The sequence below is a fragment of the Pseudomonas sp. Marseille-P9899 genome, assembly GCF_903166565.1.
In the GTDB taxonomy this organism is placed as follows: Bacteria; Pseudomonadota; Gammaproteobacteria; order Pseudomonadales; family Pseudomonadaceae; genus Aquipseudomonas; species Aquipseudomonas huaxiensis.
Map to the genome: position 1 here is coordinate 428175 of NZ_CAESCG010000002.1, position 24909 is coordinate 453083.

Below are 24909 nucleotides of genomic sequence, written 5' to 3' on the forward strand. Positions count from 1 at the left end.
GGTGGCTCACAGAGTGAGTCGGGTTTGCGCGCAGGGAGGAACTTATGGCGAGCGAACTGGGAGGGAAAATGACTCTGGTGGTGGGCAGTGCGGTGGTTTCCACTATCGGCACAGCCTTTGGCACCGTTTTGAACACCGTCGAGAATCGCCTCAAACAGTTGGAGCAGCAAGGCAATCGAACCACGTTTCTGCGAAAGGCCGTCCAGGAAGCCTCCGACTTGGAGCAGCAACTTGCACAGGTGGAGGAAAAGGGATCCAGTGCTGGGATTGAGTTACAGAGCAAGCTGGACAAGGTCAGGGACAATCTGCGGGAGCAGAAGGTTGATGTCACACGGCTGAGTGACACCTATCAGTCGCTCGGACGAGTGATGGAGGGCATCGAGCAGCAAAAGCAAGGCATGCAATCGATTACCGAGGGCAAGCAGCTCTTTGCTAAAGCCAAGACAAGTCTGACCGGGATGATGAAGCCGGTGCAGACCGCTGCTGCGTTCGATGAGACGGTGGGCAAAGTCGTTCTGAGCGCAGGGGTTCGTGATCCAGAAAAACGGGTCGATGAGAAAAAGAACCTCACGAGCAAGGCCAACGAGATTTCGCGCGAAACGAAGTTAAGTGCCGGCGATGCGGTCGGTCTGGTTGGGCAGTTGGTTGAGCAAGGTCTGAAGCTTGATAAAGCAATAGAGCTTGCGCCTGCCGCTGCAAAATTTTCAGTCAGTCAGGGCGTTGACCAGAAGGATGTAGTCAATCTGATCGGCGCGTTGTCGAAATCAGGCGTCGGGACCAGCGCCGAAATGGAGTCCGTGCTGGGGGGATATGCGGCGCAGGCTGCGGCTGGTGAGCTTGGTATCGCCGAGATGACCACGTCTGCCATCAAGCTGATTCCCGAGATGACCAGCAAAGGCTTCAAGGGTGTCGACTCAGCGTTGCAATTGGGCGCGATGACACAATCGCAGGCTGCCGAAGGCTTAGATTCTGCTGCTGTCAACGAGAAGATCAAAGGTGTGATTGCCAGCCTGAAGCCTGGCAAACCTGAAGATAACGCTGAACAATTCAAGCTGGCCATGGGCACCTCTGAAAAGGCCGTCAACGGTTATTCTGCGGCCATGGGCACTTCCGCAAGGGGTGCCGAGACGCTTGAGAACCATATGGCTCAGCGCAAGGCAGATCCGGGCTATCAGTTGCAGGCTGCCTCCAATTCTCTGGAAGAACTGAAGCGCAGCTATGGTGCGATTCTCCTCCCAGTTGTTGGTTCGGCTGCCGAAGGCTTCACGACCGTTACCAATGCGCTCACCGATCTGATGAGCAAATGCCAGCCTGTGGTGCTTCTGGTCTCGGGGCTGGCGGCAGTGGTGTCGGGACTTGGTGCTGCTGCCGGTGCTTACAGGGTTGGCAAAGGTGTCGTTGACGTAGGACTCGGGCTTTACAAGCAATCCTCGGGAGCAGCTCAAGGAGGTGATCGAGGCTCAGTTGTTTCTTCGCTGTCCAAGCTCGCTCTCAATGTGCTCGGGATTGGTGGTGCGGGTGGCGCCGAGTCGGGAAGTATGGGCAGTTCGGCTCCCGGCCTGGCCCAAGACGGTAACACTGTGAATGTTAGGGTGGTCAACCTGGGCGATATGATTTGGCGCCCGGTTGGGAATGCGGCAGCGAATAAAAAGGGCAAATCCAAAGCAGCGGCTGGTGCACAGGTTACGAGGTCGCGCGCTGGTTCTTGGGAAGAAGGCCAAGGCCAGCGAACAGGCAACAAAGAAGACAAAAAGAAAGCCAGGGAAGCCAAGAGAGAAGCCAGAGAAGCCAGGAAGAGAGGCGAAAGCATTCACTCGATCAACGTCGAGACGATCTCGACAAGCTCCGTTTCTGGCAATTCAAACAATGGTGCCACGGGTGTTCTCGGAAGTGCGGTGACAACGCAAGGCTCCAGTGTTGGAGGCACTCATTCCCCCTCCGTTTCTGGCATTTCAAACAATGGTGCCACGGGTGTTTCCGGAAGTGCGGTGACAACGCAAGGCTCCAGTGTTGGAGGCACTCATTCCCCCTCCGTTTCTGGCATTTCAAACAATGGTGCCACGGGTGTTCTCGAAAGTGCGGTGACAACGCAAGGCTCCAGTGTTGGAAGCACTCATTTCCCCTCCGTTTCTGGCATCTCAAGCAATGATGCCGTGGGTGTTTCCGGAAGTGCGGTGAGAACGCGAGGCTCCGGTGTTGGAGGCTCTCATTCCACCAACGGCCCAGACATTGCAAACGATATCGTCATGGGAGGGGGCGCAAGCGCGGTGACATCGCCAGGCTCCAATGCTGGAGGGTCTCACCCCACCTACAGCTCCGGCCCAAACGACGGTGTTATGGGGTTTTCCGGAGCCCGGTCACCAACGCGAGGCTTCAACCTTGGAAGCTCTTTTTCCCTTGGAAACCTGAAAGCAGCTCTCAAGCGTGTTCCAGGTGAAGCTTTGGTCGATGGAGCCATGACGGCTCTGGAGGTCGTACTGAGTGCCGACACATCTGAAGAAAAGGCCGAAGGTATTGGCGCCGCGGCAGGAAGTGCGGGTGGGTCCGTGGCAGGAGGTGCAATCGGCGCGGCCATCGGTCAGATTCTTATCCCTATCCCGGGAGTAGGCGCCGCGATAGGAGGGATGGTTGGGACTTCGCTTGGCGGTGACGCAGGTGCGGCGTTCGGTGGTTGGTTGGGCCGCCTCTGGGGGGGAAGCAAAGAAGAGGCAGGCAACTCAAGAGCACAAGGGGCTTCGGTTACGGAGAGCCTATCGAATCTGTCTCTCAGCGGTGTTATCGGGGAGGCATATCAATATGCGAGCCGCCTCCCGTGAACAGGTCGTAGTGTCCGAACGTGGTAGAGCGGTTGCCAACCTGCCGGCTGACGTACCCTCTTTCAACACGCTTTCGCTTCCGGCTGGAGGTGTGCAGCCGAGCGCATCATCCGTACCAACTCAGCAAAACATCACCTTGTCTCCCAGTATTCCCATCAATGTCCAAGGCAACATCACCAATCCGGATGATCTGATACGCATGCTGGCACCCGCCATTCAGCGGATGTTCTCCGATCTGGCTGAGCGGGCAAACAGAGGTGGTCGGAATTGGGATTCCCCTGCAGTCACCTATAACGCTTGAGGAACTCTCATGGCCTACATGAAACAATTACAGTCCGGGCTGCGCTCGTTGGTGGCCGCAGGCGAAGCGGGACGGCACAACGTTGATGGCATGCTCGAGCCCTTGAATGGTGCGGTCGGCGACATCAATGAAGCGGCCGCCGAACTGACGGCCTTGCCCGTCGTCGGTGAGGTGATCGGCGCCAAATTGCAGCGCACCATGCGTACCATTGGTGTTGCCCAGGCGAAAGTGAATAAGGTTCTTGCCCGATACGACCATGCAGTCGAAAAAGTCGTACACGTTCAGGAGCGCGTCGCCGAGTTTTCCGAGCATTGGGACAAAGCCAGCGCAGCGATCAATAGGGTAGCCGGTCGGATCAGCCCGTCACTGGGTGCCATCGTGCCCACCAGCGGTTTCGCACCGCAGGCAACGCCACCGGAAGAGGCGGTCAAGCCGTATCCCCATCTGCTGATCCTTCAGCCGCTTCAAGCGGAGTCGGAGGCGTTTTACTTCAACCTTGATACCGCGGCGTTTCACGAGCTCAAGCGCAGCAGTGGTTTCAACTGGAATGGTCAGGAGCGTCTGTCGCGCAGCAAGGCACAGCAGGCAGTCAGCCTGGGGGATGACAGAGTCACCATCAGCGGAGCGATTTATCCGAATTTCAAGGGCGGTCTGGGTCAGTTGCAGCGCTTGCGCAGCATCGCCAGGCAACTCAAGCCGCTGAGCCTGAGTACCGGCTACGGCGAAATGCTCGGCACTTGGTGTCTGGTCAATATCAGCGAAGAGCAAAATGCGCTGATGGCCGGCGGCATTCCGGGACGGCAGGGTTTTACACTGGAGTTCACGAACTATGGCGACGATATGCAGAACGTCTGAGGGGGATCTGCTCGACACCCTCTGTCAGCATTACTACGGGCATTTGAAAGGCAGCGTCGAAGCGGTGCTCGATGCCAACCAGGGGCTTGCCGATGAGGCTCAGCCTTTCCGTGCCGGAGTGCTGATCAGGCTGCCGGTATGGTCCGCTACTGCCGATGCCACGGTATTGCTGTGGAGTTGAGAAGTGCTTTGTACTTCAGGCCCCGCCACGTGCGGGGCCTTTCTTTTTCTGGAGCCTGAATCATGCAACCTGTGTTTCGCATCGTTGCCGACGGTAAGGACATCACCGCACTGATCAATGACCGGCTGCTGATGTTGCGTACCTCGGACAAATCGGGAATGGAGTCCGATGATTTCGAGTTGAAGCTTGACGACCGCGATGGTGCCCTGGCATTGCCCACCAGGGGCGCCCATGTCGAGGTGTTCCTCGGGTACGCCGGACAGACGCTTACGCGTCTGGGGCGCTATGTCGTCGACCAGATCACCGTCTCCGGACCGCCGACGACCATGGATATCAGTGGCAAGGCCAGCGATATGCGCGGTACTGGCAAGACTATCCGAAGTGGCAGCTGGGAAGATGTGCCACTGCAACGAATCGTCCAGGACCTTGCTGCCCGCAACGGCTGGCAGCCGCAATGTACGGTAACCACACGCATCCCGAGAGTTGATCAGATTAACGAATCGGACCTCAACTTCATCACCCGCCTGGCAAGACAGTACGACTGCACCGCCAAGGTTGGCGATGGCAATTTGCTGGTGTTGCCGCGCCAGGGTGGGCAAAGCGCGAGTGGCAAGGCGCTTGGGACGGTCACCCTTGAGCCTCGCGAAGTTAGCAGTTGGCGATTCCAGCTTGAGGATCGCGGCACCCACAAGGCGGTGCAGGCCAGGCACCAGGACAGCAAGAGCGGGGAGCAGAAAACGGTCCAGGTGCCGAATGGCGACGCCCCCGACAGCCAGGAAGCGGTGTACACCGACCGGCATCTGTATCCCAACAAACCCGCCGCCGAACAGGCTGCCAAGGCGCGCGTGGCGGCACTCAACCGTGGTAGTGCCAGTCTTTCACTGGAAATGGCCGGACGCACTGATCTGTTCGCTGAACGTATGCTCATTGCCCACGGTTTCAAAGAGGGTCTCGATGGCGAGTACCTGATCGAAAGCGTCAACCAGACCTTCACCAACAGTGGCTGGACGACCTCCGTGCAATGCAATGGCGGCAAACAAGGCAAGGCCAAGGCGAAGAGCCAGAAGTCCAGTCAAACCAAACCGCTCAAGGTCGAGCAGCGCGAGGGCCAGAAATGAATCTGAATGAAACCGAACTCTTCCGCATTTACCCAAACGCCCGCCCGACAGCGGGCGTTTTCGTTCCTGCCCTGAACGCCGCGATGGCGCACTGGGGCATCGACACCCCACGCCGCATCGCCGCCTTTCTCGCCCAGATCGGCCATGAGTCCGGCCAACTGCGCTACGTGAAGGAACTGGGCAGCGACCAGTACCTGGCCCGCTACGATACCGGCAGCCTGGCGCTGCGCCTGGGCAACACCCCCGAGCCGGACGGCGATGGCCAGCGTTATTGCGGCCGCGGCCTGATCCAGATCACCGGGCGCAACAACTACCGCGCGTGCAGCATGGCGCTGTTCGAGGACGATCGCTTGTTGGCGAAGCCGCAGATGCTCGAAGAACCACAGTGGGCCGCTGAGTCGGCGGCCTGGTTCTGGCATTCGCGGGGGCTCAATCAACTGGCGGACCGTGGCGAGTTCAATCGCATTACCCGGCATATCAACGGCGGCCTCAATGGTCTGGAGGACCGTCTGAAGCTCTGGGCGCGTGCGCGTGAGGTGCTGTGTTGAGCGCGGGGCGTTCCATCGGTTTGTGGCTGTTGCTTCTGACGGTCGCGGCGCTGACCTGGCAGGTCCAGGCGTGGCGCTACGGTCAACGGCTGGCGGTGCAGGAGGGCGACTATGCCCGTGAACGCCAGCAACTCGCGGAGGTCGCCAACGCGCGTTTGCAGAACGAGCGCCAACAGCGGCTCGCGCTGGAACAGCGTTTGCGATCCCTCGACCAGACCCATTCCAAGGAGCTTACCGATGCCCAACAGGCTCAGGCACGCCTGCGTGACCGGCTGGCTACTGCTGATCTGCGGTTGTCAGTCCTCATCGCCAGTGACGCCGCCCCCTCTTTGCCAGCCGCCTCCGGCGCCGGCGGCGTGGTTCATGACCCCCCGCGAGCCCGACTTGACCCGGCGCATGCTCAACGAATTGTCGCCATCGTCGCCGACGGTGACGAAGGACTGATCGCCCTGCGCGCCTGTCAGGCTTACGTGCGGGCGCTGGCGTTCTGAGTGGTGTAGGGTAGGCGCCAGTTTTTCCAAGGAGCCTGCCATGGACCCGATCACCGCTCTTTCCGCCCGGCTGGGGGAACATCTGCGTCGTTTCAATGCCCAAGTGACCACCGCCGAATCCTGTACCGGCGGCGGTATCGCCGAGGCCATCACCCGCATCCCCGGCAGTTCAGCCTGGTTCGAGGCCGGTTACGTGACCTATTCCAATGCCCAGAAGACCCGGCAGTTGCAGGTGCCGGAGGTGCTGTTCGGTCAGGTCGGCGCGGTGAGCCAGGAAGTGGTCGAGGCGATGGTCCGTGGCGCCCAGGCGGCGAGCGGCGCACGTTTTGCCGTGGCGGTGAGTGGCGTGGCCGGACCTGATGGCGGTTCGGCGGCCAAACCGGTGGGCACCGTATGGCTGGCCTGGGGAGACGCGGGACGCGTTTTCAGCGAGCGCTGGCACTTCGACGGAGACCGCGAACAGGTACGCCGACAAACGGTAATCGCCGCGCTAGAGGGCTTGTTACATCTTGGAGCCGAGTAAATCGCGAGTCGGGGGTAGGCGGAAATAAATCCCTGTGGAATAATACTGGCTACTTATACAGTTGTTTCTGGCCGTCAGGCCCTATCGATTACGTGAGGACTTCAATGGACGACAACAAGAAGCGTGCCTTGGCTGCGGCCCTGGGTCAGATCGAACGTCAATTCGGTAAAGGCGCGGTCATGCGCATGGGCGATCACGAGCGCCAGGCGATCCCAGCCATCTCCACTGGCTCGCTGGGCCTGGACATTGCCCTTGGCATCGGCGGCCTGCCACGAGGCCGTATCGTTGAAATCTATGGTCCGGAATCGTCCGGTAAAACCACGCTGACCCTGTCGGTGATTGCCCAGGCGCAAAAAATGGGCGCCACCTGCGCCTTCGTCGACGCCGAGCACGCGCTGGACCCTGAATACGCTGGCAAGCTGGGCGTCAATGTCGACGACCTGCTGGTCTCGCAGCCGGACACCGGTGAGCAGGCCCTGGAAATCACCGACATGCTGGTGCGCTCCAATGCCGTTGACGTCATCATCGTCGACTCCGTGGCAGCCCTGGTGCCAAAGGCCGAGATCGAAGGCGAAATGGGCGACATGCACGTCGGCCTGCAAGCTCGCCTGATGTCCCAGGCGCTGCGCAAGATCACCGGTAACATCAAGAACGCCAACTGCCTGGTCATCTTCATCAACCAGATCCGCATGAAGATCGGTGTGATGTTCGGTAGCCCGGAAACCACCACCGGTGGTAACGCCCTGAAGTTCTACGCTTCGGTTCGTCTCGACATCCGCCGTACCGGCGCGGTGAAGGAAGGCGACGAAGTGGTTGGTAGCGAAACCCGCGTCAAGATCGTCAAGAACAAGGTTGCTCCTCCGTTCCGTCAGGCTGAATTCCAGATCCTCTACGGCAAGGGTATTTACCTTAACGGCGAAATCATCGACCTGGGTGTGCTGCATGGGTTCCTGGAGAAATCCGGTGCCTGGTACAGCTACCAAGGTAGCAAGATCGGTCAGGGCAAGGCCAACTCCGCCAAGTTCCTGCAGGACAACCCGGAAATCGGTGCGGCCCTCGAGAAGCAGATTCGCGACAAGCTGCTGAACACCGGTGCTGTTGACGCCGCAGGTAAAGCTGCTGCTGCGCAAGCTTCCGCTGAAGACCTGGCCGACGCTGACGCCGACTTCTGATCCCGCGCCTATGTCCGTCGTACTCGATACCCCCGTCGCCGTAAGACGGACTGCTATGGACCTGCTCGCACGCCGCGAGCACGGTCGTGCCGAGCTGGCGCGCAAGCTGCGCCAGCGCGGTGCTTCTCCTGAAATGATCGAGCACGAACTCAACCGCCTGGCGGATGAGGGGCTGCTAAGCGAATCCCGTTATCTGGAAAGTTTCATCAGTTCCCGTGGTCGTTCGGGTTATGGCCCGGCGCGTATCCGCGAAGAACTGACCCAGCGTGGCCTGCCACGGGCTGATGTGGAGCAGGCGCTACGTGAGGCGGGTATCGACTGGCAGTCGCAGTTGAGCGATGTCTGGCGGCGCAAGTTTGCCGGGCAATTGCCAGCCGACCCGCGGGAGCGAGCGAAGCAAACCCGTTTTCTGGTCTATCGCGGTTTTTCGATGGAGATGGTCGGCCGCTTGTTGAGCGGCCGAAGCCTGGACGATTGAGCTGTTTCAGGTGACCTTGAGCGGTTCTCGCGCGCGCTGAGTCACTTGTGAGGACGGTTGGGCGTTGGCCCAGTTTTCCGGCAGGTTGATGAAGTCCACCAGCTCTCGTAGCCGACCCTGGTCGCGGCCATTGAATGCAAAGACAAGTCGGTGCAGGTGGCTGAACTGGACATCGTCCTGGTCCTCGCCGGTATAGGCGTGCTGGACGAAGTTACCGCTCAGTCGCAGATCGGCAAAACCGTTCTCGATATCCTGTACCGCGGCTTCACTCAACGGATGCTGCATGCGCAGGACGAACTGGTTTTTCAGCCAACGGCTGGAGTGGTAGTTGCGGTAGAACTGGTTGATTTCCTCGACTGCCTGATCGGCGCTGTGCACCAGGCGCAGCAGTTTCAGGTCGCTTGGCAGGATATAGCGGTTCTCTTCCAGTTGGCGGGTGATGAAGTTCAGCGCGTCTTGCCAGAAGCTGCCTCCCGGCGCATCCAGCAACACCACCGGAACCAGCGGGCTCTTGCCGGTCTGGATCAGCGTCAGGACTTCCAGTGCTTCGTCCAGCGTGCCGAAGCCACCAGGGCAGAGCACCAGAGCATCGGCCTCCTTGACGAAAAACAGCTTGCGAATGAAGAAAAAGTGGAACGGCAGCAGCTTGTCGGTGCCGTCGACCGTCGCGTTGGCATGTTGCTCGAAGGGCAGGGTGATGTTGAAGCCGAGGCTGTGTTCTACGCCGGCGCCCTCATGCGCCGCGGCCATGATGCCGCCACCGGCACCGGTGATGACCATCAGATCGGAGCGGGCCAGGGTCGCGCCCAGTTCTCGGGCCAGTGCGTAGATTGGATGTTCGACCGGCGTTCGTGCCGAGCCGAACACTGTTACCTTGCGTCGCCCTTTGTACTGTTCCAGCACGCGGAAGGCATGGTCGAGTTCGCGAAGGGCCTGGAGGGTGATCTTGGCGTTCCAGCGGTTGCTATCGTCGTGGGCCATGCGCAACACGGTGAGCATCATGTCCCGGTACAGCGGCAGGTTCGGGCTGTTGGCAGCGACCAGATTCAATTGCTGATCGATATGTTCGAGGTCGATTCCCTCATTCTTGAAGTGGCTGGCGAGCAGCTCGTTAGGTTTGTAAGGCATTCAAACGTCTCCTTTCTGCAGCAAAACCTCAGACCAGATCAGGATCGGGACCTGGCCGCGACACTACTTGAGTCGCTGGCTGCGCAGGCCGTGGCTGGATGGCCCCGGCGTTGCAGTGGACCTTGAAAGGTCTCGTCGCAGTAATGATTTCGATCCCTTTGCTTGTCATCCTGGCAACACAACCGTCTCGGACGACCCTTCGCTGTCCGAAAGATGAAAGGTATTTGTAATCAATCTAGACCCTGCGGTGTGTTTGCGCTTGGTTCAACATGTGCGCATAAGGTCATGACAGATAATCGTTTTATTCGCTTTCGCAATCAGTACGGGACCGCTCGTCAGATGGGATCCAATCTTCCGGCTTGTCTGGTTAACTGATCAATAGCGACGAGTGCATCGCAGGGAGGCTGCTAATGCAAAGAGTCCAACGCGTCATTCTTGAAATCGACAGCCAGTTGTTTCGACTTCTGCAAGGGTCGGCCCAGGCCAACAACCTGAGCCTTGAAGAGGAATGTCTGCGCAGGCTTTCAGGAGGAGAGCGGCGCTCTCGCTACCTGCAGGCACTGGTAGCGGAGTTGCGCGCCGACGAGGAACAAAGGCGCGAAAGCAGTAGCTTGATGTAGCGCGGCACCATCACTTTTTCTTCTTGCCATTGAGCCCACAGCTCTGTGCATTGAAGTTCTCGGTAGCTACCGGGCGATTGGTCTTGTACTCGGTGAACTGATAAGTCAGCACTGCGCCGCGTGCCAGCAATTGGCGATAACCGGTATTGCTGCAAACACTGGAGCCCAACTGATCACGCACTTTGTCAGGGTTGGCGCGCATCTGCTGAGCGTGGCTTGCCCGCACACTGAGGTGGTTGATCAGTTGCGGCCCGTGGACGGTGTAGCCCTGGTCAAGAATGTCTTCGTTGATGGCACGCGGGGTACCGACGCTGCTGTCCTGGGCAACCTTCTCCAGCATTTGGGTCAATTCGTATTCCTGCTTGGACGCGGCATTGGCGGCAAGAGGCAGGACCAGCAGCAAGCCCAAGGTAGGGGCGATAAAACGCAGCATTCATTTCTCCAGATTCGGTAACTGGCGCTTTGACCTGCATCCGCACGCCGTGTTCCCTCACCGGGTGCAGGCAGTGGCAGCCATCAATAGGTGCGGGATTATAGTGGAGTAGGACAATTCCCTGCACGGCAAAGCCGTTGTGCCGTAAACTTTGCGCCTTTCGCCCCGCCGAGTCTGCGCTGTGCTTTCCCTCATCTGTTCTCGCCGTATCCCGTCATGAGCCACGCCGTATCACGCCTGCGTACTGAGCGCCTGTCCCGCAGTATCAAACCCTTCGTTGCTCGTGGTGCGCGGGCGCCGCGCTGTGCGGATTGCCGGGTAATCGCCGAGTACTGCCTGTGCGCCTGGCGTCCTCGGACCGCCGCCGAGTCGGCCGTGTGCCTGCTGATGCACGACACCGAGCCCCTCAAGCCGACCAACACAGGGTGGTTGATCGCCGATGTGATTGCCGATACCACGGCATTCGGCTGGCAACGCACTGTCGTCGAACAGGACTTGCTGGCGCTGCTTGACCACCCGCAATGGCAGCCTTACATCGTCTTCCCGGGAGAGTTTGTCGAGTCGCAACGGGTGGTGACCGGTGTCGAGCCGGGGGAGGGCAAGCGTCCGCTGTTCATCCTGCTGGATGCGACCTGGACCGAAGCGCGCAAGATGTTTCGCAAGAGCCCGTATCTGGACCGCTTCCCGGTGCTGAGCCTGCAACCGGAGCAGATTTCCCGCTATCGGCTACGCCGTTCCAAGCGTGACGACCACTTCTGCACCGCCGAAGTGGCGGCGATGTGCCTTGAGCTGGCAGGCGATCAGGTCGCGGCGCAAGCGCTGGATGCTTACCTCGACGTGTTCAGCACCCACTACCTGGGGGCCAAATTCCAATTGCCGCTGGATCTGGACGACGCCGTCCATCAGCGCCTCAAGCCCTTCCTATAGTCCAAGGGGCAAGTGTTACGCTTTGCTTCATAATGATGGAGTCGGCACCAGAATGAGCCGGGGGCGAACTTGACCACCCCGTCCCGCCTCGTCATCCTTGGCGCCGATTCGGGCACGTCGAGGGCTTGAATGCTGTATTCACTGGCCCCGCTGTGCCTTTTTGGCGTACGGCATTGCTGCTGTCGCCTTGAGTTGCTCCGACAGGTTCCGGCCCCTCCCGGCACCTGCACAGAACAGGATCATTAGATCGATGGCCACATACGAAATCCTGATTGCCGATGACCACCCTCTTTTTCGCAGCGCTTTGCGCCAGGCCGTGACCCTGGGGCTAGGGCCTGATATCCGTCTGGTGGAAGCTGCCAGCATCGCCGAACTGGAAACCCGCCTCACTGAAAAATCCGACTGGGACCTGGTGCTGCTCGACCTGAACATGCCTGGTGCCTATGGCTTCTCGGGCCTTGTGCTGCTGCGTGGGCAGTACCCGCAGATCCCGGTTGTCATGGTCTCGGCCCAGGAGGAAGCCTCCGTCGTGGTCAAGTCGCGCGAGTTCGGTGCCAGCGGCTTCATTCCCAAGTCCAGCCCGCTGGAGTCCATCCAGGACGCGGTGCGCAAGGTGCTCGACGGCGAGGTCTGGTGGCCGCCGCAGGCGTTCGAGAAGGTCGATGTTTCCGCTGAGGCCAAGGCCGCCAGCGAAGGCCTGGCCAGCCTGACGCCACAGCAGTTCCGGGTGCTGACCATGGTCTGTGAAGGGCTGCTGAACAAGCAGATCGCGTACGAACTGAGCGTGTCGGAGGCGACCATCAAGGCGCATGTCACCGCTATTTTCCGCAAGCTCGGCGTCCGTACGCGGACCCAGGCAGCGTTGCTTCTGCAACAACTTGAATCCGTTTCGGCCGGATAAGGCCATTGGCCTTCACGGTTTTTTTACCCGCGGTGTACTAGCCTGCACCGCTTCCCAACAGTTCGAACGGCACTCTATGTCTCCTTTCAAGGGCCAGACCGGCCTCAAACGTATCTTCAATGCTGCGGGTTATTCCCTGGATGGATTGCGTGCGGCATTTTCCGGCGAAGCGGCGTTTCGTCAGCTGGTGCTGCTGAACGTGATCCTCGTGCCACTGGCGTTCTGGCTGGATGTCAGTCGCGCCGAGCGGGCGATCCTGATCGCGGTCTGCTTGTTGGGGCTGATTGTCGAACTGCTCAATTCGGCGGTAGAGGCTGCCATCGACCGTATTTCTCTCGATCGCCACCCGCTGTCGAAGAACGCCAAGGACATGGGCAGCGCCGCGCAACTGGTGGCGCTGACCATGGTCGGAGTGATCTGGGGCGTCATTCTCCTCTAGGCAATACTCGGCAGCACGATCTCGTCGCTGCGTTTTACGCCCGCAGTGAAGGTCCGGCACAGTTCGAGGAACTCTCGCATGGCTGAAGTCTGATACTTCTGCTTGTGCCAGATGAAGTAGAACTGCCGCGCCAGGTCCAGATCCGGCGTTTCGACCGCCACCAGGCTGCCGCGGCGGAAGGCATCACGCAGGGCGAGGCGGGAAATGCAGCCGATGCCAAGCCCGGACTCCACCGCGCGCTTGATGGCTTCGGTGTGCTCCAGCTCCAGGCGGATATTGAGAATCGAACGGTGATGACGCATCGCCTGGTCGAAGGTCAGTCGCGTGCCGGAGCCTTCCTCGCGGAGAATCCAGGCTTCCCGGGTCAGTTCCTCGAGGCTGGCCTGGCCGCGCTGGGCCAGCGGATGCTGCGGGGCGCAGAACACCACCAGTTCGTCCGCGACCCACGGCTGCACTTCCAGGTCCGGGTGGTTGCAGTCACCCTCGATTAGACCCAGATCAATTTCGTAATGAGCGACCTGATGCACGATATGTGCAGTGTTCTGCACATGCAGTTTGACCTGGCTTTCCGGGTGAACCTGCATGAAGCTGCCGATCAGCAGCGTCGCCAGGTAGTTGCCGATGGTCAGCGTCGCGCCCACCGCCAGCGAGCCGAAACCGGACTTGCCGTTGAGCAGGTCTTCGATTTCCTTGGCCTGGTCGAGCAGCGCCACCGCCTGGGGCAACAACTGATGGCCCAAGGCGTTGAGGCTCAGGCGCTTGCCGGCGCGGTCGAACAATTGGCAACTGGATTGCCGCTCGAGTTCGGTAATGGATGTACTGGCGGCCGACTGCGAAAGGGCCAGGATATTGGCCGCGCGAGACACGCTTTGATGCTGTGCAACGGCCACGAAGACCTGAAGCTGACGAAGTGTAAATCGCATATCTATATAACCGATAAGACATATCTTGATAATTCAGTTAACAGATATTGTCCTCCGCACTAAACTATCGCGCAATCGCGCTCACGGTTTAGCGCTGCGTTTTTTTCAGGAGCCCCCTACATGAGCAACATGAACCACGAACGTGTCCTCAGTGTGCACCACTGGAACGACACCCTGTTCAGCTTCAAGTGCACCCGCGACCCGGGCCTGCGCTTCGAGAACGGTCAGTTCGTGATGATCGGCCTGCAGCAGCCTAATGGCCGCCCGCTCATGCGCGCTTACTCCATCGCCAGCCCGAACTGGGAAGAGCATCTGGAGTTCTTCAGCATCAAGGTGCCGGATGGTCCGCTGACTTCGCAGTTGCAGCACCTGAAGGAAGGCGATGAAGTCATCATCAGCAAAAAGCCTACCGGCACGCTGGTGCTCGACGACCTGAATCCTGGCAAGCACCTGTACCTGCTCAGCACCGGTACTGGCCTGGCGCCGTTCATGAGCGTCATCCAGGACCCTGAAACCTACGAGCGCTTCGAGAAAGTGATCCTGGTTCACGGCGTGCGTTACGTGAACGAAGTCGCCTACCGCGAGTTCATCACCGAGCACCTGCCACAGAACGAGTTCTTCGGCGAGGCGCTGCGCGAAAAACTGATCTACTACCCAACCGTTACCCGCGAGCCGTTCGAGAACCAGGGCCGTCTGACCGACCTGATGCGCAGCGGAAAACTGTTCAGCGACATCGGTCTGCCACCGATCAACCCGCAGGACGACCGCGCGATGATCTGCGGTAGCCCGAGCATGCTCGACGAAACCAGCGAAGTGCTGGACAGCTTCGGCCTGAAGATCTCCGCGCGTATGCGTGAGCCGGGCGACTACCTGATCGAGCGCGCCTTCGTCGAGAAGTAAGCGTTACGCACCATGAAAAACGCAGGCCGCGCGGCCTGCGTTTTTTTTTGCCTGTTGAAAAGCGGGAGCTAGTCGGTCACCACTTCCAGCACCCGGATACGCTCCGGCTGCGGGTAGTGCCAGCGCACCTGCACATCCCAGAACTTCACGCCATACACCCGCTCTGCGGGCGGCACCTGATAGGCCGGGCGCGGATCCTGGGCCAGGCACTGTTCTATCAGTTCCACCAGTGGCTCGCCGAGGCGCTGCGCATGGCTGTGGGCCTGGGGCAGGGCGCTTTCGCTCCATTCCACGTCGATCGCAGCAGGCGGGGCGCTGGCCATGGTGTTGCTGGCCTCGGCGATGCTGTCGGCATACGGCACGTAGGGCTTGATATCCAGCACTGGCGTGCCGTCCAGCAGGTCGATGCCTGAAAGAAGAAGACGGCCCGGCTCGACTTTCTCCAGCCTGACCACTGACTGGCCAATCCCATTGGGCCGGTGAGTGGCCCGGGTGGCAAAGACGCCCATCGAGGTGTTGCCGCCCAGCCGCGGCGGACGCACCTTCAGCCGCGGTTTGTCTTCCAGCGCCTGGTGGAACAGGAACAGTAGCCACACATGGCTGCTCTGCTCCAGGCCCGCCACGGCCTCGCCGGTATCGAACGGCGGCACCAGTTCCAGCACGCCCCGCGCCGCGGGCGCCAGTTGAGGCTGACGCGGGATGGCGAACTTCTCCTTGAAACAGGAGCGGACGAAGCCGACGGGCGAGACGTTGTAGTGCATGGGCTCAGCCACGGATCCGCAGGGTCAGACCCTTGAGGAAGTTGCGCAGCAACTGGTCGCCGCAAGGGCGGTAGTTGTTGTGCCCGACCTTGCGGAACAGGGCGCTCAGCTCCGGCTTGGACACTGGGAAGTCAGCAGCCTTGAGGATGGCGTGCATATCGTCTTCCTTGAGCTCGAACGCCACCCGCAGCTTTTTCAGGATGACGTTGTTGCTCACTGGCAGCTCGATCGGCAGCGGGGGGCGACTTTCATCACGACCGCGGCGGAACACCACCAGGCCGTCGAGGAAATGCGCCATCGCCTCATCCGGGCAGTGGACGAAGCCTTCGTCCTCGTCCTTTTTCAGGTAGCTGGAAATCTCTGCGTCGCTGACCTTGAAGCCGTTGCTGCGAGTGATCTGGGCCACTTTCGTGTCGGAAATGTCCAGCAGGTAGCGCAGGCTGCGCAGTACATCGTTGTGAATCATGTGAAGTGTCCTGATCGGGAGCTTCGCCAGCGTGGCGAGGCTTAGAATTTTTCTTTGCTGTCCAGATAGCGCCACTGCCCGGCTGGCAGTTTGCTCATGGATACGCCGCCTACACGGATGCGGCGCATGCTGACCACCTGCAGGCCGACACTGCGGCAGAGCAGGTCGATCAGGCCGGACGCGGGGTTCTTCAACACCATGCGCAGGCGGGTCTCGTTCTGCCAGCTCGCCTTGATCTTCGGCAGTTCGTGGCCTTTCCAGTTGAAACCGCGGTTCAGCCGCTCAAGGCCGTGCTGGGTGATCTGGCCGCTGACTTCCACCACGCATTCCTGCTCCAGGCGATTGAGGTCCACCGTGACCTTGCGCACGGTCCGCCAGTCCTGGCTGTACACCTGGAGTCCGCTGGCGCCTGGTTGCAGCTCGGCGAGGCAGGTCAGGCGGGCGAAATGCCCGCGCAGTGCGCGGCGGCCTGCGGAGTGGGCTTCGGAAAGGGTCTCGGGGGTCATGCTCAGGCAGCCACTCTGCGAATCCTGTCCGGCCTCCTGGTGCAGCAGCAGGGTGACGGCTTCCAGTGGTTCGGTGGTGGCGCCGGGGAGCAGGGCGACGGTCTGTCCGTCGACCTGGAATTGGGGTTCATCGATGACCTGGCCATCCACTGTGACCCAGCCTCCGCCGATATAAAGCTCGGCCTCGCGGCGGGAACAGCCGATGAGGGCGATGAGGCATTTGGAAAGACGAGTGGTTTCAGACATGAGCAGAGGCCGTGGTGCGAGGGAATGGCGGTCATTGTAACCGCCCGTGAGGAGATGCGACCGGTCCGGAAAAAACAAAGCCCCGTGGAGGGGCTTTGGGTTCCTGTGAGGGCGCTGACCGTCGCGGGGTGCCTTAGATAGGCTCGGCCCACAGGTCGTATTCGTCGGCATCGACCACGCGGCAACGGACCTTGTCGCCCGGCTTGAAGCCGTGGTCACCATCGATGAACACGTTACCGTCGATTTCCGGTGCGTCGAAGAAGCTGCGACCGACCGAACCTTGCTCCTCGACTTCGTCGATCAGCACTTCGATCTCCCGGCCGATGCGCAGTTGCAGGCGCGCGGTACTGATCGCCTGCTGGTGCTCCATGAAGCGGTCCCAGCGTGCCTGCTTGATCTCGTCCGGGACTTCGTCCAGGCCCAGGTCGTTGGCGGGCGCGCCTTCCACCGGCGAGTACTGGAAGCAGCCGACGCGGTCGAGCTGTGCTTCGGTGAGCCAGTCCAGCAGGTACTGGAAGTCTTCTTCGGTCTCGCCGGGGAAGCCGACGATGAAGGTGGAGCGGATGATCAGTTCCGGGCACTGTTCGCGCCATTTCTTGATCCGCGCCAGGGTCTTGTCTTCGAACGCCGGGCGTTTCATCGACTTCAGCACTTTCGGGCTGGCGTGCTGGAACGGGATGTCGAGGTACGGCAGGATCTTGCCGGCGGCCATCAACGGGATCACGTCATCGACGTTCGGGTACGGGTAGACATAGTGCAGACGGACCCAGGCGCCCAGGCTGCTGAGGGCTTCACACAGCTCCAGCATGCGGGTCTTGACCGGGCGGCCGTTCCAGAAGTCGGTCTTGTACTTGACGTCGACACCGTAGGCGCTGGTGTCCTGGGAAATCACCAGGATCTCCTTGACGCCGGCCTTGACCAGGCGCTCGGCTTCGCTCAGTACTTCGCCGACCGGACGGCTGACCAGCTTGCCGCGCATCGACGGGATGATGCAGAAGCTGCAGCTGTGATTGCAGCCTTCGGAAATCTTCAGGTAGGCGTAGTGACGCGGGGTCAGCTTGACGCCTTGCGGCGGCACCAGGTCGATCAGCGGGTTGTGGTCCTGACGGGGCGGCACGACTTCGTGCACGGCGTTGACCACCTGCTCGTACTGCTGCGGGCCGGTAACGGCCAATACGCTCGGGTGCACGTCACGGATATTGCCTTCCTCGACGCCCATGCAGCCGGTGACGATGACCTTGCCGTTTTCCTTGATGGCTTCGCCGATCACTTCCAGGGATTCGGCCTTGGCCGAGTCGATGAAGCCACAGGTGTTGACCACCACCACATCAGCATCCTGATAGGTAGGCACGACTTCGTAACCTTCCATGCGCAATTGGGTCAGGATGCGCTCGGAATCAACGAGAGCCTTCGGGCACCCGAGTGAGACAAATCCTACCTTTGGCACGGAAGGAGTAGCGGTCGTGGACATGGTTAACCTCGGTGTAGAGGGGTTGCCGCGGGGATAGGGTGGGCAACCCTGCTGGGCGCTCTGGGGCGCCTCTGGTCAAAAAGTGCGCAATTCTAGCGAGCGACAACGCGCTTGACCAGCAGAAAAGCGACGAACGCTGCGCTATGCTTCGCGGCATTGCGTTGGTGTCAATGTCAGACACCGACGCCAAGGTTCAGCCAGCAGCAAAAATAATAGCGTCTGGCGCGAAATTTACCGGTCTGCGGTTCTTGCATGCGGGAGTGGTTGATGGTTCAGGCTAACAGTGAAGCCGGGGCGGGGCATGGCGCAACAAAATCGCTGGGCCTGCTGGTAGCTGCTGTCGGGGTGGTCTACGGCGATATCGGTACCAGCCCGCTCTATACGCTCAAGGAAGTCTTTACCGGCGGTTACGGGGTGCCGGTCAACCATGATGGTGTGTTGGGGATTCTCTCGCTGATCGCCTGGTCGCTGATCTGGGTGGTTTCGATCAAGTACGTGACGTTCATCCTGCGCGCCGACAACCAGGGCGAGGGCGGCATCATGGCGCTTACGGCGCTGGCCGCGAGGGCGTCGGCGCCGTATCCGAAGTTGCGGGCAATGATGGTGGTCTGTGGCCTGATCGGCGCCGCGCTGTTCTACGGTGACAGCATGATCACGCCGGCGGTATCGGTACTGTCGGCGGTGGAAGGGATGGAGCTGGCCTTCGACGGCATCGATCACTGGGTGGTGCCAATCGCCCTGGTCGTACTGGTGGCGTTGTTTCTGGTGCAGAAACACGGTACGGCGAAGATCGGCATCCTCTTCGGGCCGGTCATGGTGGCCTGGTTTCTGGTGCTCGCGGCCCTTGGCCTGCATGGCATTTCGCAAAGCCCGGAAGTGCTCAAGGCGTTCAATCCGGTCTGGGCCGTGCGCTTCTTCATTGTCCATCCGGGCATGGGCGTAGCGATCCTTGGTGCGGTGGTGCTGGCGCTGACGGGCGCCGAGGCGCTGTATGCGGACATGGGCCACTTCGGCCGTAAACCGATTGCCCGCGCCTGGTTTGCCCTGGTGCTGCCGGCGTTGGTGCTCAATTACTTCGGTCAGGGCGGATTGCTGCTGCAGAACCCCGACGCGGCGCGCAACCCGTTCTATCTGCTGGCGCCGGGCTGGGCGTTGCTGCCGTTGATCGCGCTGTCCACCCTGGCCACGGTAATCGCCTCCCAGGCGGTCATTTCCGGGGCCTTCTCCCTGACCCGCCAGGCCATCCAGCTCGGCTATATTCCGCGAATGCAGATTCAGCACACCTCCAGTGACGAGCAGGGCCAGATCTACATCGGCGCGGTGAACTGGACGCTGATGGTTGCCGTGGTGTTGCTGGTGATCGGTTTCGAATCTTCCGGTGCGCTGGCTGCGGCCTATGGCGTTGCGGTAACTGGCACCATGCTGATGACCACGCTGCTGGTTTCGACGGTGATGCTGTTGCTGTGGAAATGGCCACCTTTGCTGGCGGTACCGATCCTGTTGGGCTTCCTGTTTGTCGACGGGCTGTTTTTCGCTGCCAACCTGCCCAAGGTGCTACAGGGCGGTGCCTTCCCGGTATTGGCGGGGAGCGTGTTGCTGCTGTTGATGAGCACCTGGAAGCGCGGCAAGCAGATTCTTGTCGAGCGCATCGACGAAGGCGGGTTGCCGCTGCCGATCTTCATCAGCAGTATTCGCGTGCAGCCGCCGCATCGGGTCGAGGGCACCGCAGTGTTCCTCACTGCACGGGCGGATGCCGTGCCCCACGCGCTGTTGCACAACCTGCTGCACAACCAGGTGCTGCATAGCCAGGTGGTGTTGTTGACGGTAGTCAGTGAGGATCGGCCGCGGGTGCCGGAGCAGGAGCGCTTTGAAGTCGAGGCTTACGGCGACGGGTTCTTCCGGGTGCTGTTGCACTTCGGCTTCATGGACGAGCCGGACGTGCCGGCAGCCCTGAGGCTGTGCCACCTTGAAGAGCTGGATTTCAGCCCGATGCGCACCACCTACTTCCTCAGCCGGGAGACGGTGATCGCCTCGCGCCTGGAAGGCATGGCGCGTTGGCGCGGGAACCTGTTCGCGTTCCTGCTGAAGAATGCCAACGGTAACCTGCGATTCTTCAACCTGCCGCTGAACCGGGTGATCGAGTTGGGGACACAGGTCGAGATTTGATCCAGGCGGGGCCGTAAGCCGGCCCCGCCAACACTTATCTCAGTTCTGCTCCGCCACGCTGGTCTTCCCCTGGCGGCTCTCGATTTCACCAATCAGCTTGCGTGCCAGCGCCGGGTAGTTCTCATCGAAGTGATGGCCGCCCGGCAGCTTGAGTTTCTCGCCTACGGCGGTGGTGTCGGTGCAGCCGCTTTCGTCGGTCTCTTCCACACCGTAAACACAGAGCACTTTTCCGGCGGGCATCTTCGCCATTTCCGGCCCGGTCGGGGCCTCTTTGCCGGCGTTGCCGAGCCAGCCTTCCACTTCGATCTCGAAACTGCCGCTACGGGCGAATGCCAGCAGGATGACGGCGTCGATACGCTTCTGGTCCTCGACCGGCAGGCGGTTGTAGATCGCCGGCAGGACGTCGGCGCCGAACGAGTAACCGGTCAATACGAAGCGTTTGGTGCCCCATTTCTGACGGTAGTGCTGCATCAGTTCCGACAGATCGACAGCGCTTTGCTCGGGCGTCTTGTGCTGCCAGTAGTAACGCAGGGTGTCGATGCCGACCACCGGATAGCCCAGCTTGGCCATCTCGCCGGCGACATCGCGGTCCAGGTCACGCCAGCCGCCGTCACCGGACAGGAACAGGGTCACGGTGTCGGTGGTTTGGCCGGCCGGGACTTCAACAACCGGAATGCTCATGGCATTGCCGTCTTCGCCCACCAGCGCCTGGGTCAGCTGTGCCTTGAGCACCTGCGGTAGATGGATGTCGTAGTCGCTGATGCTGGTTTCGGCATTGGCCTGGTTGCGCACGAAGGCGGCGCTGGCGTCATCCGGGTTGTCGTTCCACGCCACGTTCCAGTGGCCGTGCGGTGCGGACGTGGCTGATTGAAGCTTGCAGCCCGCGCGTTCCAGGGTGAAGTCCACGGAAATGGCCTGGGCCTTGTCATCCTTCTGTCCGGCGAGCCAGTCCCAGGCGAGGTTCGCCCCCGGGCCGATACCGGCGACCAGGGTTGGTGCGCCGTTGAGTTGTTGCTGGGCCAGCTGCAGTGCCTGCTGTTGAAGGTTGCAGTCTGCGGGCGGCAGGGTGACCTGCACCAGTTGGGCTTCGCCGCTCTGGCTCAGGTCCAGCAGTTGCTTGTCGCTCAACAGTTGGTCTTGCGGCGAAGCGATGACCACGCGGGCTTTGGCCTGGGCGCCGGGTGTGGCGCGAACCAGGCTGCTGCCATCGCTGAGGGTCAGGTGTTCCACATGAGCCTCTGGAGCTGGGCGCGTCCACAGCCAGAAGCCTATAGCGGCTGCGAGCAGCGCCACCATCAGGGCACCGAGCAGGTAAAACCAGTAGCGTCGAATCATCAGCGTTTCACCAATCCAGTAAGACCGCCCGCGATCAGGGCGGCAGTGTCGGCCAGTGCCACCAGCGGATCAAGTCCGGCGGGGACGGCCATGTAACGGGGTTCCCAGTCGGGCTGGAATTTGTCTTTGAAGCGGCGCAGGCCCTGGAAGTTGTAGAGCTGCTCGCCGCGATGGAACACCATCGAACCCAGGCGCTGGGTCAGTGGTGCGCCGCGTCGTGGCTGCAGGCCCGACAAGGGCACCATGCCGAGGCTGAAGCGCGCATATCCATGCTGTTTATAGTGTTGGATCAGACCGACCATCATGAATTCCATGGTCAGTTTCGGCGCGTCGGGATGGGCGCGCATAAGGTCGAGGCTGGCCAGTTCGCGGCTGTGGGTCTCCAGCAGGTTGGCGAATGCCACCGGCTTGCCTTCGAAGCGGATCAGGGCGATGCGGAAGTGTTGCAGATAGTCTTCGCTGAAGCGACCGAGGGAGAAACCTTTTTCTCGGACGTTCTTGCCTGTCAGCCAGGCGTCGGAAATGAGCTTCAGTTCTTCCAGCGGTGCCTGACCGGGCTCATGGATTTCCAGGCTCAGGCCGTCCCGTCCGCCGCGGTTCCAGGTGTAGCGCAGGTCCTTCATTTCCTTGCCCTTGGCGTCCAGGTCGAAGCGCAGCAGGTTGACCCTGGCTTCCTCGCCCAGCTTGATCGCGCTCAGGCCGATGTCCATATAGAAGGGCAGGTTCTCGGCGCGGACCTGATAGAACACCGGGCGGGCATGGTGAATATCGCAGAGGTCGCGGAACTGCCAGATCATTTCGGCGCGGCGCTGCGCCGGCCCGATCGGGTCATACAGGGCAACCAGGCTGCGGCCGCGGCGGGCGTACATCAGGAAGGCGTCATCGTCAGGGTGGAACAGCAGCGCCTTGTCGCCGGTCAGGGCCAGGCCGCCGTCGGGCTGATCCGACGCCAGCAGGATGCGGTTGGCACGTTGCAGCTCTTCCTCATTGGGCAGATGGATCACCGGCCGGGCGGTGCGCAGCAGCCAGGTCAGGGCGACCACCACGAGCAGTACCGCGCTGCCCAGCGCCGAGCGCAGGCCACGCGGGGCGTCCGCATCGAGGGTAAATTGCCACCAGAGTTGATTGCTGTAAGGCACATCCTGGTAGGCGAACAGCAGCAGCCAGATCGAAGCGCCGACCACGCAGGCGCTGGCAACCAGGTAAACCGGCGAGAACGGCAGCTCCAGCAAGCGGCTGGGGCGGTAGAACGAGCGACGGAACACCGCCAGCAGGCAGGCGGTAAGCGTCAGCAGGCTGGCCTCTTCCCAGTCGAAGCCTTTGAGCAGGGACAGCAGGGCGCCCACCAGCAACAGAACGGTGGTCAGAATCCACGCCGCAGACAGGCGCCGGCGCAGGCCTTGGGCGAGCAGCAGGCAGAGCACGCCGACCAGGCTGGCAATGAAGTGGGACGCGTCGATCAAGCGATGAGGAATCAGGAAACCGAGGTGTTCCAAGCGGGTGTCGATCTCCGGCGTTGCGCCGGAAAACAGCAGCACGACGCCGGACAGGAACACCAGCACCGCGAGCACCGGAGCAGCCAGCCCCGAGGCGACTTTGATGGCCTGCTGGGCAAAGATGAACCGGCGGGCCTCGCTGACAAGCAGCACCACGCAAGCCACCAGCATTGGCAGCAACACGTAGATCAGGCGGTACAAGAGCAAGGCGGCGGCAAGGGGCGCGGCACCCAGTTGATTGGCGAAGGCTGCCAGCAGAATCGCTTCGAATACCCCGACACCACCAGGGACGTGGCTCAGCACGCCGGCGGCCAGCGCCAGCAGGTAAACCAGCAGGAATGCACCAAAGGGCGGCGCTTCTGGCAACAGCAGGTAAAGCACGGTAGCGGCCGCGGCGACGTCCAGTGCGGTGATGAACAGTTGCAGCAGGGTCAGGCGGGCGCCGGGCAGGCGCAGGGTGCGGCGACCGATGCGAGTCAGCAGGACGTCGGTGTAGGGCTGTTCTGGCAGGCGGCGTCGATACAGGCCGTAGGCCAAGGCCGCGCTAAGGACGAGAACGGCAATGGCGATGCCGCCCAGCAGGGCTTGCGGCAAGCGCAGGGCCGATGAGGCGGAGGCCAGGTCGCTCAGGGTCGCCAGTGCGGCCAGAGGTGGCAGCGCGCAACCCAGCGACAGGCTGGCGAACAGGGTCATGCGCGCCACTTCGGCGGCACCGATACCCTGACGAGCGTACAGGCGATAGCGCACCGAGCCACCGGACAGCAGCGACAACCCGATGGCATTACCAATGGCGAACGCGCAGAAGCCGCCCATGGCCAGGCTCGATGGGGGTAGCTTGACGCCGGCAAAGCGGCTGGCGGACCACTCGTAGCCGAGCAGAATCACGAAGCCCGCGACGGTGGCCAGGAAGGCTCCGCCCAGCGCGGGTGCGGGAATGCTCAGCAGCGAATCGTGCAGCGCGTAGATATCCAGCTCACTGAGCAGATGCCGACAGGCGATCAGCGCAACGCCGAATAGCAGCAGCGTTACCCCAAGGCCGATGGGCTGGCGATACTTGCTCAACAGCTCCAGCCAGCGCAGCCGATGGGGTGCGATGGGTTGGGCGGCAGTCACGTGGGGTTCAGCTTCAGCGGTTGGGCGCATCAATCACCTCGGGGATTGTGCGCGACAGGATGGGAGTATCCGGTCAAGTTACCAATCCCTATGGAAAAATAGTGCCTGAATATTACTAGCGTTCAGGCGAATCCGTGCGGGTCATGATAGTTAAAGAAGTTTCACATTGTCGCCGGGCAGGGAAGGGGCGGGCGAGTTTTTTCAACGCATAACAAAAAAGGCCACTCTTTCAAGTGGCCTTTCTATGTTTGGTTGCGGGAGCCGGATTTGAACCGACGACCTTCGGGTTATGAGCCCGACGAGCTACCAGACTGCTCCATCCCGCGTCTGTGGGGCGCATTCTACAGCGTGGCGGTTTGCTGTCAATGCTTAATTATTGATTTTCAAGAAATTCCTGCTAAGGCCTGAAAATCAGGCAAAGAAAAAGGCCACTCTTTCGAGTGGCCTTTTTCTTTAACTTGGTTGCGGGAGCCGGATTTGAACCGACGACCTTCGGGTTATGAGCCCGACGAGCTACCAGACTGCTCCATCCCGCGTCTGTGGGGCGGATTCTACAGGGATACGATTCCCTGTCAATCAATAATTTGAAGAAATC

General features: G+C 60.9%; 24 protein-coding genes and 2 tRNA genes. 15 read left to right on the forward strand and 11 right to left on the reverse strand.

Annotation, left to right across the window (positions count from 1 at the left end; genetic code table 11):
• The first annotated feature begins 44 nt into the window (after window positions 1-44).
• The 9 genes from HWV67_RS11200 (at window position 45) to recX (ending at window position 8483) form a co-directional block, all read left to right on the forward strand.
• Complete coding sequence (locus HWV67_RS11200) at window positions 45-2816, forward strand: phage tail tape measure protein (protein ID WP_175651271.1); 2772 nt, start codon at window positions 45-47, stop codon at window positions 2814-2816.
• A 310-nt stretch (window positions 2817-3126) separates the two neighbouring features.
• Window positions 3127-3972 carry a phage tail protein gene (locus HWV67_RS11205; RefSeq protein ID WP_175651272.1) on the forward strand — a complete coding sequence of 282 codons (846 nt, stop codon included), beginning with the start codon at window positions 3127-3129 and terminating at the stop codon, window positions 3970-3972.
• Window positions 3947-4153 carry a tail protein X gene (locus HWV67_RS11210; RefSeq protein ID WP_175651273.1) on the forward strand — a complete coding sequence of 69 codons (207 nt, stop codon included), beginning with the start codon at window positions 3947-3949 and terminating at the stop codon, window positions 4151-4153. The genes HWV67_RS11205 and HWV67_RS11210 overlap by 26 nt, the downstream gene beginning before the upstream one ends.
• Window positions 4154-4215: 62 nt before the next feature.
• On the forward strand, window positions 4216-5271 hold the full coding sequence (locus HWV67_RS11215; protein ID WP_175651274.1) for a phage late control D family protein: 1056 nt from the start codon (window positions 4216-4218) through the stop codon (window positions 5269-5271).
• A complete protein-coding gene (locus HWV67_RS11220) occupies window positions 5268-5819 on the forward strand; it encodes a glycoside hydrolase family 19 protein (protein WP_110968356.1) in 552 nt (183 codons plus the stop codon). Before HWV67_RS11215 ends, HWV67_RS11220 begins: the two co-directional genes overlap by 4 nt.
• On the forward strand, window positions 5816-6310 hold the full coding sequence (locus HWV67_RS11225; RefSeq protein ID WP_371929296.1) for a lysis system i-spanin subunit Rz: 495 nt from the start codon (window positions 5816-5818) through the stop codon (window positions 6308-6310). Before HWV67_RS11220 ends, HWV67_RS11225 begins: the two co-directional genes overlap by 4 nt.
• Before the next feature lie 40 nt (window positions 6311-6350).
• A complete protein-coding gene (locus HWV67_RS11230; RefSeq protein WP_175651276.1) occupies window positions 6351-6833 on the forward strand; it encodes a CinA family protein in 483 nt (160 codons plus the stop codon).
• A gap of 104 nt (window positions 6834-6937) precedes the next feature.
• Window positions 6938-8005 (forward strand): recombinase RecA, encoded by a 1068-nt coding sequence (gene recA / locus HWV67_RS11235; protein ID WP_175651277.1) that lies wholly within the window; start codon window positions 6938-6940, stop codon window positions 8003-8005.
• Window positions 8006-8015: 10 nt separating this feature from the next.
• Window positions 8016-8483, forward strand: coding sequence for a recombination regulator RecX (gene recX / locus HWV67_RS11240; RefSeq protein ID WP_095154035.1), 468 nt, complete (start codon window positions 8016-8018; stop codon window positions 8481-8483).
• Window positions 8484-8489: 6 nt separating this feature from the next.
• On the opposite strand, the gene HWV67_RS11245 is transcribed toward recX, so the two are convergent.
• Window positions 8490-9611, reverse strand: coding sequence for an LOG family protein (locus tag HWV67_RS11245; RefSeq protein WP_175651278.1), 1122 nt, complete (start codon window positions 9609-9611; stop codon window positions 8490-8492).
• Window positions 9612-10021: 410 nt separating this feature from the next.
• On the opposite strand from HWV67_RS11245, the gene HWV67_RS11250 reads away from it, so the two are divergent.
• Window positions 10022-10231 carry a hypothetical protein gene (locus HWV67_RS11250; RefSeq protein WP_175651279.1) on the forward strand — a complete coding sequence of 70 codons (210 nt, stop codon included), beginning with the start codon at window positions 10022-10024 and terminating at the stop codon, window positions 10229-10231.
• 10 nt (window positions 10232-10241) lie between these two features.
• On the opposite strand, the gene HWV67_RS11255 is transcribed toward HWV67_RS11250, so the two are convergent.
• Window positions 10242-10664, reverse strand: a complete 423-nt coding sequence (locus HWV67_RS11255) for a quorum-sensing-regulated virulence factor family protein (RefSeq protein WP_095154032.1) — start codon at window positions 10662-10664, stop codon at window positions 10242-10244.
• Window positions 10665-10880: 216 nt separating this feature from the next.
• On the opposite strand from HWV67_RS11255, the gene HWV67_RS11260 reads away from it, so the two are divergent.
• The 3 genes from HWV67_RS11260 to HWV67_RS11270 all read left to right on the forward strand — a co-directional run bounded on the left by HWV67_RS11260 (window position 10881) and on the right by HWV67_RS11270 (window position 12931).
• The gene (locus HWV67_RS11260; protein WP_175651280.1) at window positions 10881-11591 is read left to right on the forward strand and encodes a tRNA-uridine aminocarboxypropyltransferase; all 711 of its coding nucleotides are present in this window, start codon (window positions 10881-10883) and stop codon (window positions 11589-11591) included.
• A 250-nt stretch (window positions 11592-11841) separates the two neighbouring features.
• Window positions 11842-12492, forward strand: a complete 651-nt coding sequence (gene erdR / locus HWV67_RS11265; RefSeq protein ID WP_095154030.1) for a response regulator transcription factor ErdR — start codon at window positions 11842-11844, stop codon at window positions 12490-12492.
• A gap of 76 nt (window positions 12493-12568) precedes the next feature.
• Window positions 12569-12931 (forward strand): diacylglycerol kinase, encoded by a 363-nt coding sequence (locus HWV67_RS11270; RefSeq protein ID WP_175651281.1) that lies wholly within the window; start codon window positions 12569-12571, stop codon window positions 12929-12931.
• Here the strand turns inward: HWV67_RS11270 and HWV67_RS11275 are convergent.
• Entirely contained in the window at window positions 12928-13854 is a 927-nt protein-coding gene (locus HWV67_RS11275; RefSeq protein ID WP_095154028.1) for a LysR family transcriptional regulator, read from the reverse strand. The two genes, HWV67_RS11270 and HWV67_RS11275, sit on opposite strands and share 4 nt — an antisense overlap.
• Window positions 13855-13974: 120 nt before the next feature.
• On the opposite strand from HWV67_RS11275, the gene fpr reads away from it, so the two are divergent.
• Window positions 13975-14754 carry a ferredoxin-NADP reductase gene (gene fpr, locus HWV67_RS11280; RefSeq protein WP_095154027.1) on the forward strand — a complete coding sequence of 260 codons (780 nt, stop codon included), beginning with the start codon at window positions 13975-13977 and terminating at the stop codon, window positions 14752-14754.
• Between the two features lie 68 nt (window positions 14755-14822).
• On the opposite strand, the gene tsaA is transcribed toward fpr, so the two are convergent.
• From tsaA to rimO, 4 genes are all read right to left on the reverse strand, one after another.
• The gene (gene tsaA / locus HWV67_RS11285) at window positions 14823-15515 is read right to left on the reverse strand and encodes a tRNA (N6-threonylcarbamoyladenosine(37)-N6)-methyltransferase TrmO (RefSeq protein ID WP_175651282.1); all 693 of its coding nucleotides are present in this window, start codon (window positions 15513-15515) and stop codon (window positions 14823-14825) included.
• Window positions 15516-15519: 4 nt separating this feature from the next.
• Window positions 15520-15981, reverse strand: a complete 462-nt coding sequence (locus HWV67_RS11290; protein ID WP_095154025.1) for a DUF1456 family protein — start codon at window positions 15979-15981, stop codon at window positions 15520-15522.
• A 41-nt stretch (window positions 15982-16022) separates the two neighbouring features.
• A complete protein-coding gene (locus tag HWV67_RS11295) occupies window positions 16023-16733 on the reverse strand; it encodes an rRNA pseudouridine synthase (RefSeq protein ID WP_175651283.1) in 711 nt (236 codons plus the stop codon).
• Window positions 16734-16866: 133 nt separating this feature from the next.
• The gene (gene rimO / locus HWV67_RS11300) at window positions 16867-18204 is read right to left on the reverse strand and encodes a 30S ribosomal protein S12 methylthiotransferase RimO (RefSeq protein WP_110968366.1); all 1338 of its coding nucleotides are present in this window, start codon (window positions 18202-18204) and stop codon (window positions 16867-16869) included.
• Window positions 18205-18471: 267 nt separating this feature from the next.
• Here rimO and HWV67_RS11305 point away from each other — a divergent pair, with 267 nt between their 5' ends.
• Complete coding sequence (locus HWV67_RS11305; protein WP_095154022.1) at window positions 18472-20370, forward strand: potassium transporter Kup; 1899 nt, start codon at window positions 18472-18474, stop codon at window positions 20368-20370.
• Window positions 20371-20409: 39 nt separating this feature from the next.
• Here the strand turns inward: HWV67_RS11305 and HWV67_RS11310 are convergent, their stop codons facing one another.
• The 4 genes from HWV67_RS11310 to HWV67_RS11325 all read right to left on the reverse strand — a co-directional run bounded on the left by HWV67_RS11310 (window position 20410) and on the right by HWV67_RS11325 (window position 24850).
• Window positions 20410-21705, reverse strand: coding sequence for a virulence factor family protein (locus HWV67_RS11310; protein ID WP_175651284.1), 1296 nt, complete (start codon window positions 21703-21705; stop codon window positions 20410-20412).
• Window positions 21705-24344 (reverse strand): bifunctional lysylphosphatidylglycerol flippase/synthetase MprF, encoded by a 2640-nt coding sequence (mprF, locus tag HWV67_RS11315; RefSeq protein WP_175651285.1) that lies wholly within the window; start codon window positions 24342-24344, stop codon window positions 21705-21707. The genes HWV67_RS11310 and mprF overlap by 1 nt, the downstream gene beginning before the upstream one ends.
• Window positions 24345-24563: 219 nt before the next feature.
• Window positions 24564-24640, reverse strand: a tRNA-Met gene (locus HWV67_RS11320).
• Window positions 24641-24773: 133 nt separating this feature from the next.
• A tRNA-Met gene (locus HWV67_RS11325) sits at window positions 24774-24850 on the reverse strand.
• Window positions 24851-24909: the final 59 nt, after the last annotated feature.

Bases quoted from the DNA above. Each gene is read 5' to 3' on its own strand.
- HWV67_RS11200 (WP_175651271.1), top strand. From the start codon at position 45: ATGGCGAGCGAACTGGGAGGGAAAATGACTCTGGTGGTGGGCAGTGCG.
- HWV67_RS11205 (WP_175651272.1), top strand. From the start codon at position 3,127: ATGGCCTACATGAAACAATTACAGTCCGGGCTGCGCTCGTTGGTGGCC.
- HWV67_RS11210 (WP_175651273.1), top strand. From the start codon at position 3,947: ATGGCGACGATATGCAGAACGTCTGAGGGGGATCTGCTCGACACCCTC.
- HWV67_RS11215 (WP_175651274.1), top strand. From the start codon at position 4,216: ATGCAACCTGTGTTTCGCATCGTTGCCGACGGTAAGGACATCACCGCA.
- HWV67_RS11220 (WP_110968356.1), top strand. From the start codon at position 5,268: ATGAATCTGAATGAAACCGAACTCTTCCGCATTTACCCAAACGCCCGC.
- HWV67_RS11230 (WP_175651276.1), top strand. From the start codon at position 6,351: ATGGACCCGATCACCGCTCTTTCCGCCCGGCTGGGGGAACATCTGCGT.
- recA (WP_175651277.1), top strand. From the start codon at position 6,938: ATGGACGACAACAAGAAGCGTGCCTTGGCTGCGGCCCTGGGTCAGATC.
- recX (WP_095154035.1), top strand. From the start codon at position 8,016: ATGTCCGTCGTACTCGATACCCCCGTCGCCGTAAGACGGACTGCTATG.
- HWV67_RS11245 (WP_175651278.1), bottom strand. From the start codon at position 9,611: ATGCCTTACAAACCTAACGAGCTGCTCGCCAGCCACTTCAAGAATGAG.
- HWV67_RS11250 (WP_175651279.1), top strand. From the start codon at position 10,022: ATGCAAAGAGTCCAACGCGTCATTCTTGAAATCGACAGCCAGTTGTTT.
- HWV67_RS11255 (WP_095154032.1), bottom strand. From the start codon at position 10,664: ATGCTGCGTTTTATCGCCCCTACCTTGGGCTTGCTGCTGGTCCTGCCT.
- HWV67_RS11260 (WP_175651280.1), top strand. From the start codon at position 10,881: ATGAGCCACGCCGTATCACGCCTGCGTACTGAGCGCCTGTCCCGCAGT.
- erdR (WP_095154030.1), top strand. From the start codon at position 11,842: ATGGCCACATACGAAATCCTGATTGCCGATGACCACCCTCTTTTTCGC.
- HWV67_RS11270 (WP_175651281.1), top strand. From the start codon at position 12,569: ATGTCTCCTTTCAAGGGCCAGACCGGCCTCAAACGTATCTTCAATGCT.
- HWV67_RS11275 (WP_095154028.1), bottom strand. From the start codon at position 13,854: ATGCGATTTACACTTCGTCAGCTTCAGGTCTTCGTGGCCGTTGCACAG.
- fpr (WP_095154027.1), top strand. From the start codon at position 13,975: ATGAGCAACATGAACCACGAACGTGTCCTCAGTGTGCACCACTGGAAC.
- tsaA (WP_175651282.1), bottom strand. From the start codon at position 15,515: ATGCACTACAACGTCTCGCCCGTCGGCTTCGTCCGCTCCTGTTTCAAG.
- HWV67_RS11290 (WP_095154025.1), bottom strand. From the start codon at position 15,981: ATGATTCACAACGATGTACTGCGCAGCCTGCGCTACCTGCTGGACATT.
- HWV67_RS11295 (WP_175651283.1), bottom strand. From the start codon at position 16,733: ATGTCTGAAACCACTCGTCTTTCCAAATGCCTCATCGCCCTCATCGGC.
- rimO (WP_110968366.1), bottom strand. From the start codon at position 18,204: ATGTCCACGACCGCTACTCCTTCCGTGCCAAAGGTAGGATTTGTCTCA.
- HWV67_RS11305 (WP_095154022.1), top strand. From the start codon at position 18,472: ATGGTTCAGGCTAACAGTGAAGCCGGGGCGGGGCATGGCGCAACAAAA.
- HWV67_RS11310 (WP_175651284.1), bottom strand. From the start codon at position 21,705: ATGATTCGACGCTACTGGTTTTACCTGCTCGGTGCCCTGATGGTGGCG.
- mprF (WP_175651285.1), bottom strand. From the start codon at position 24,344: ATGCGCCCAACCGCTGAAGCTGAACCCCACGTGACTGCCGCCCAACCC.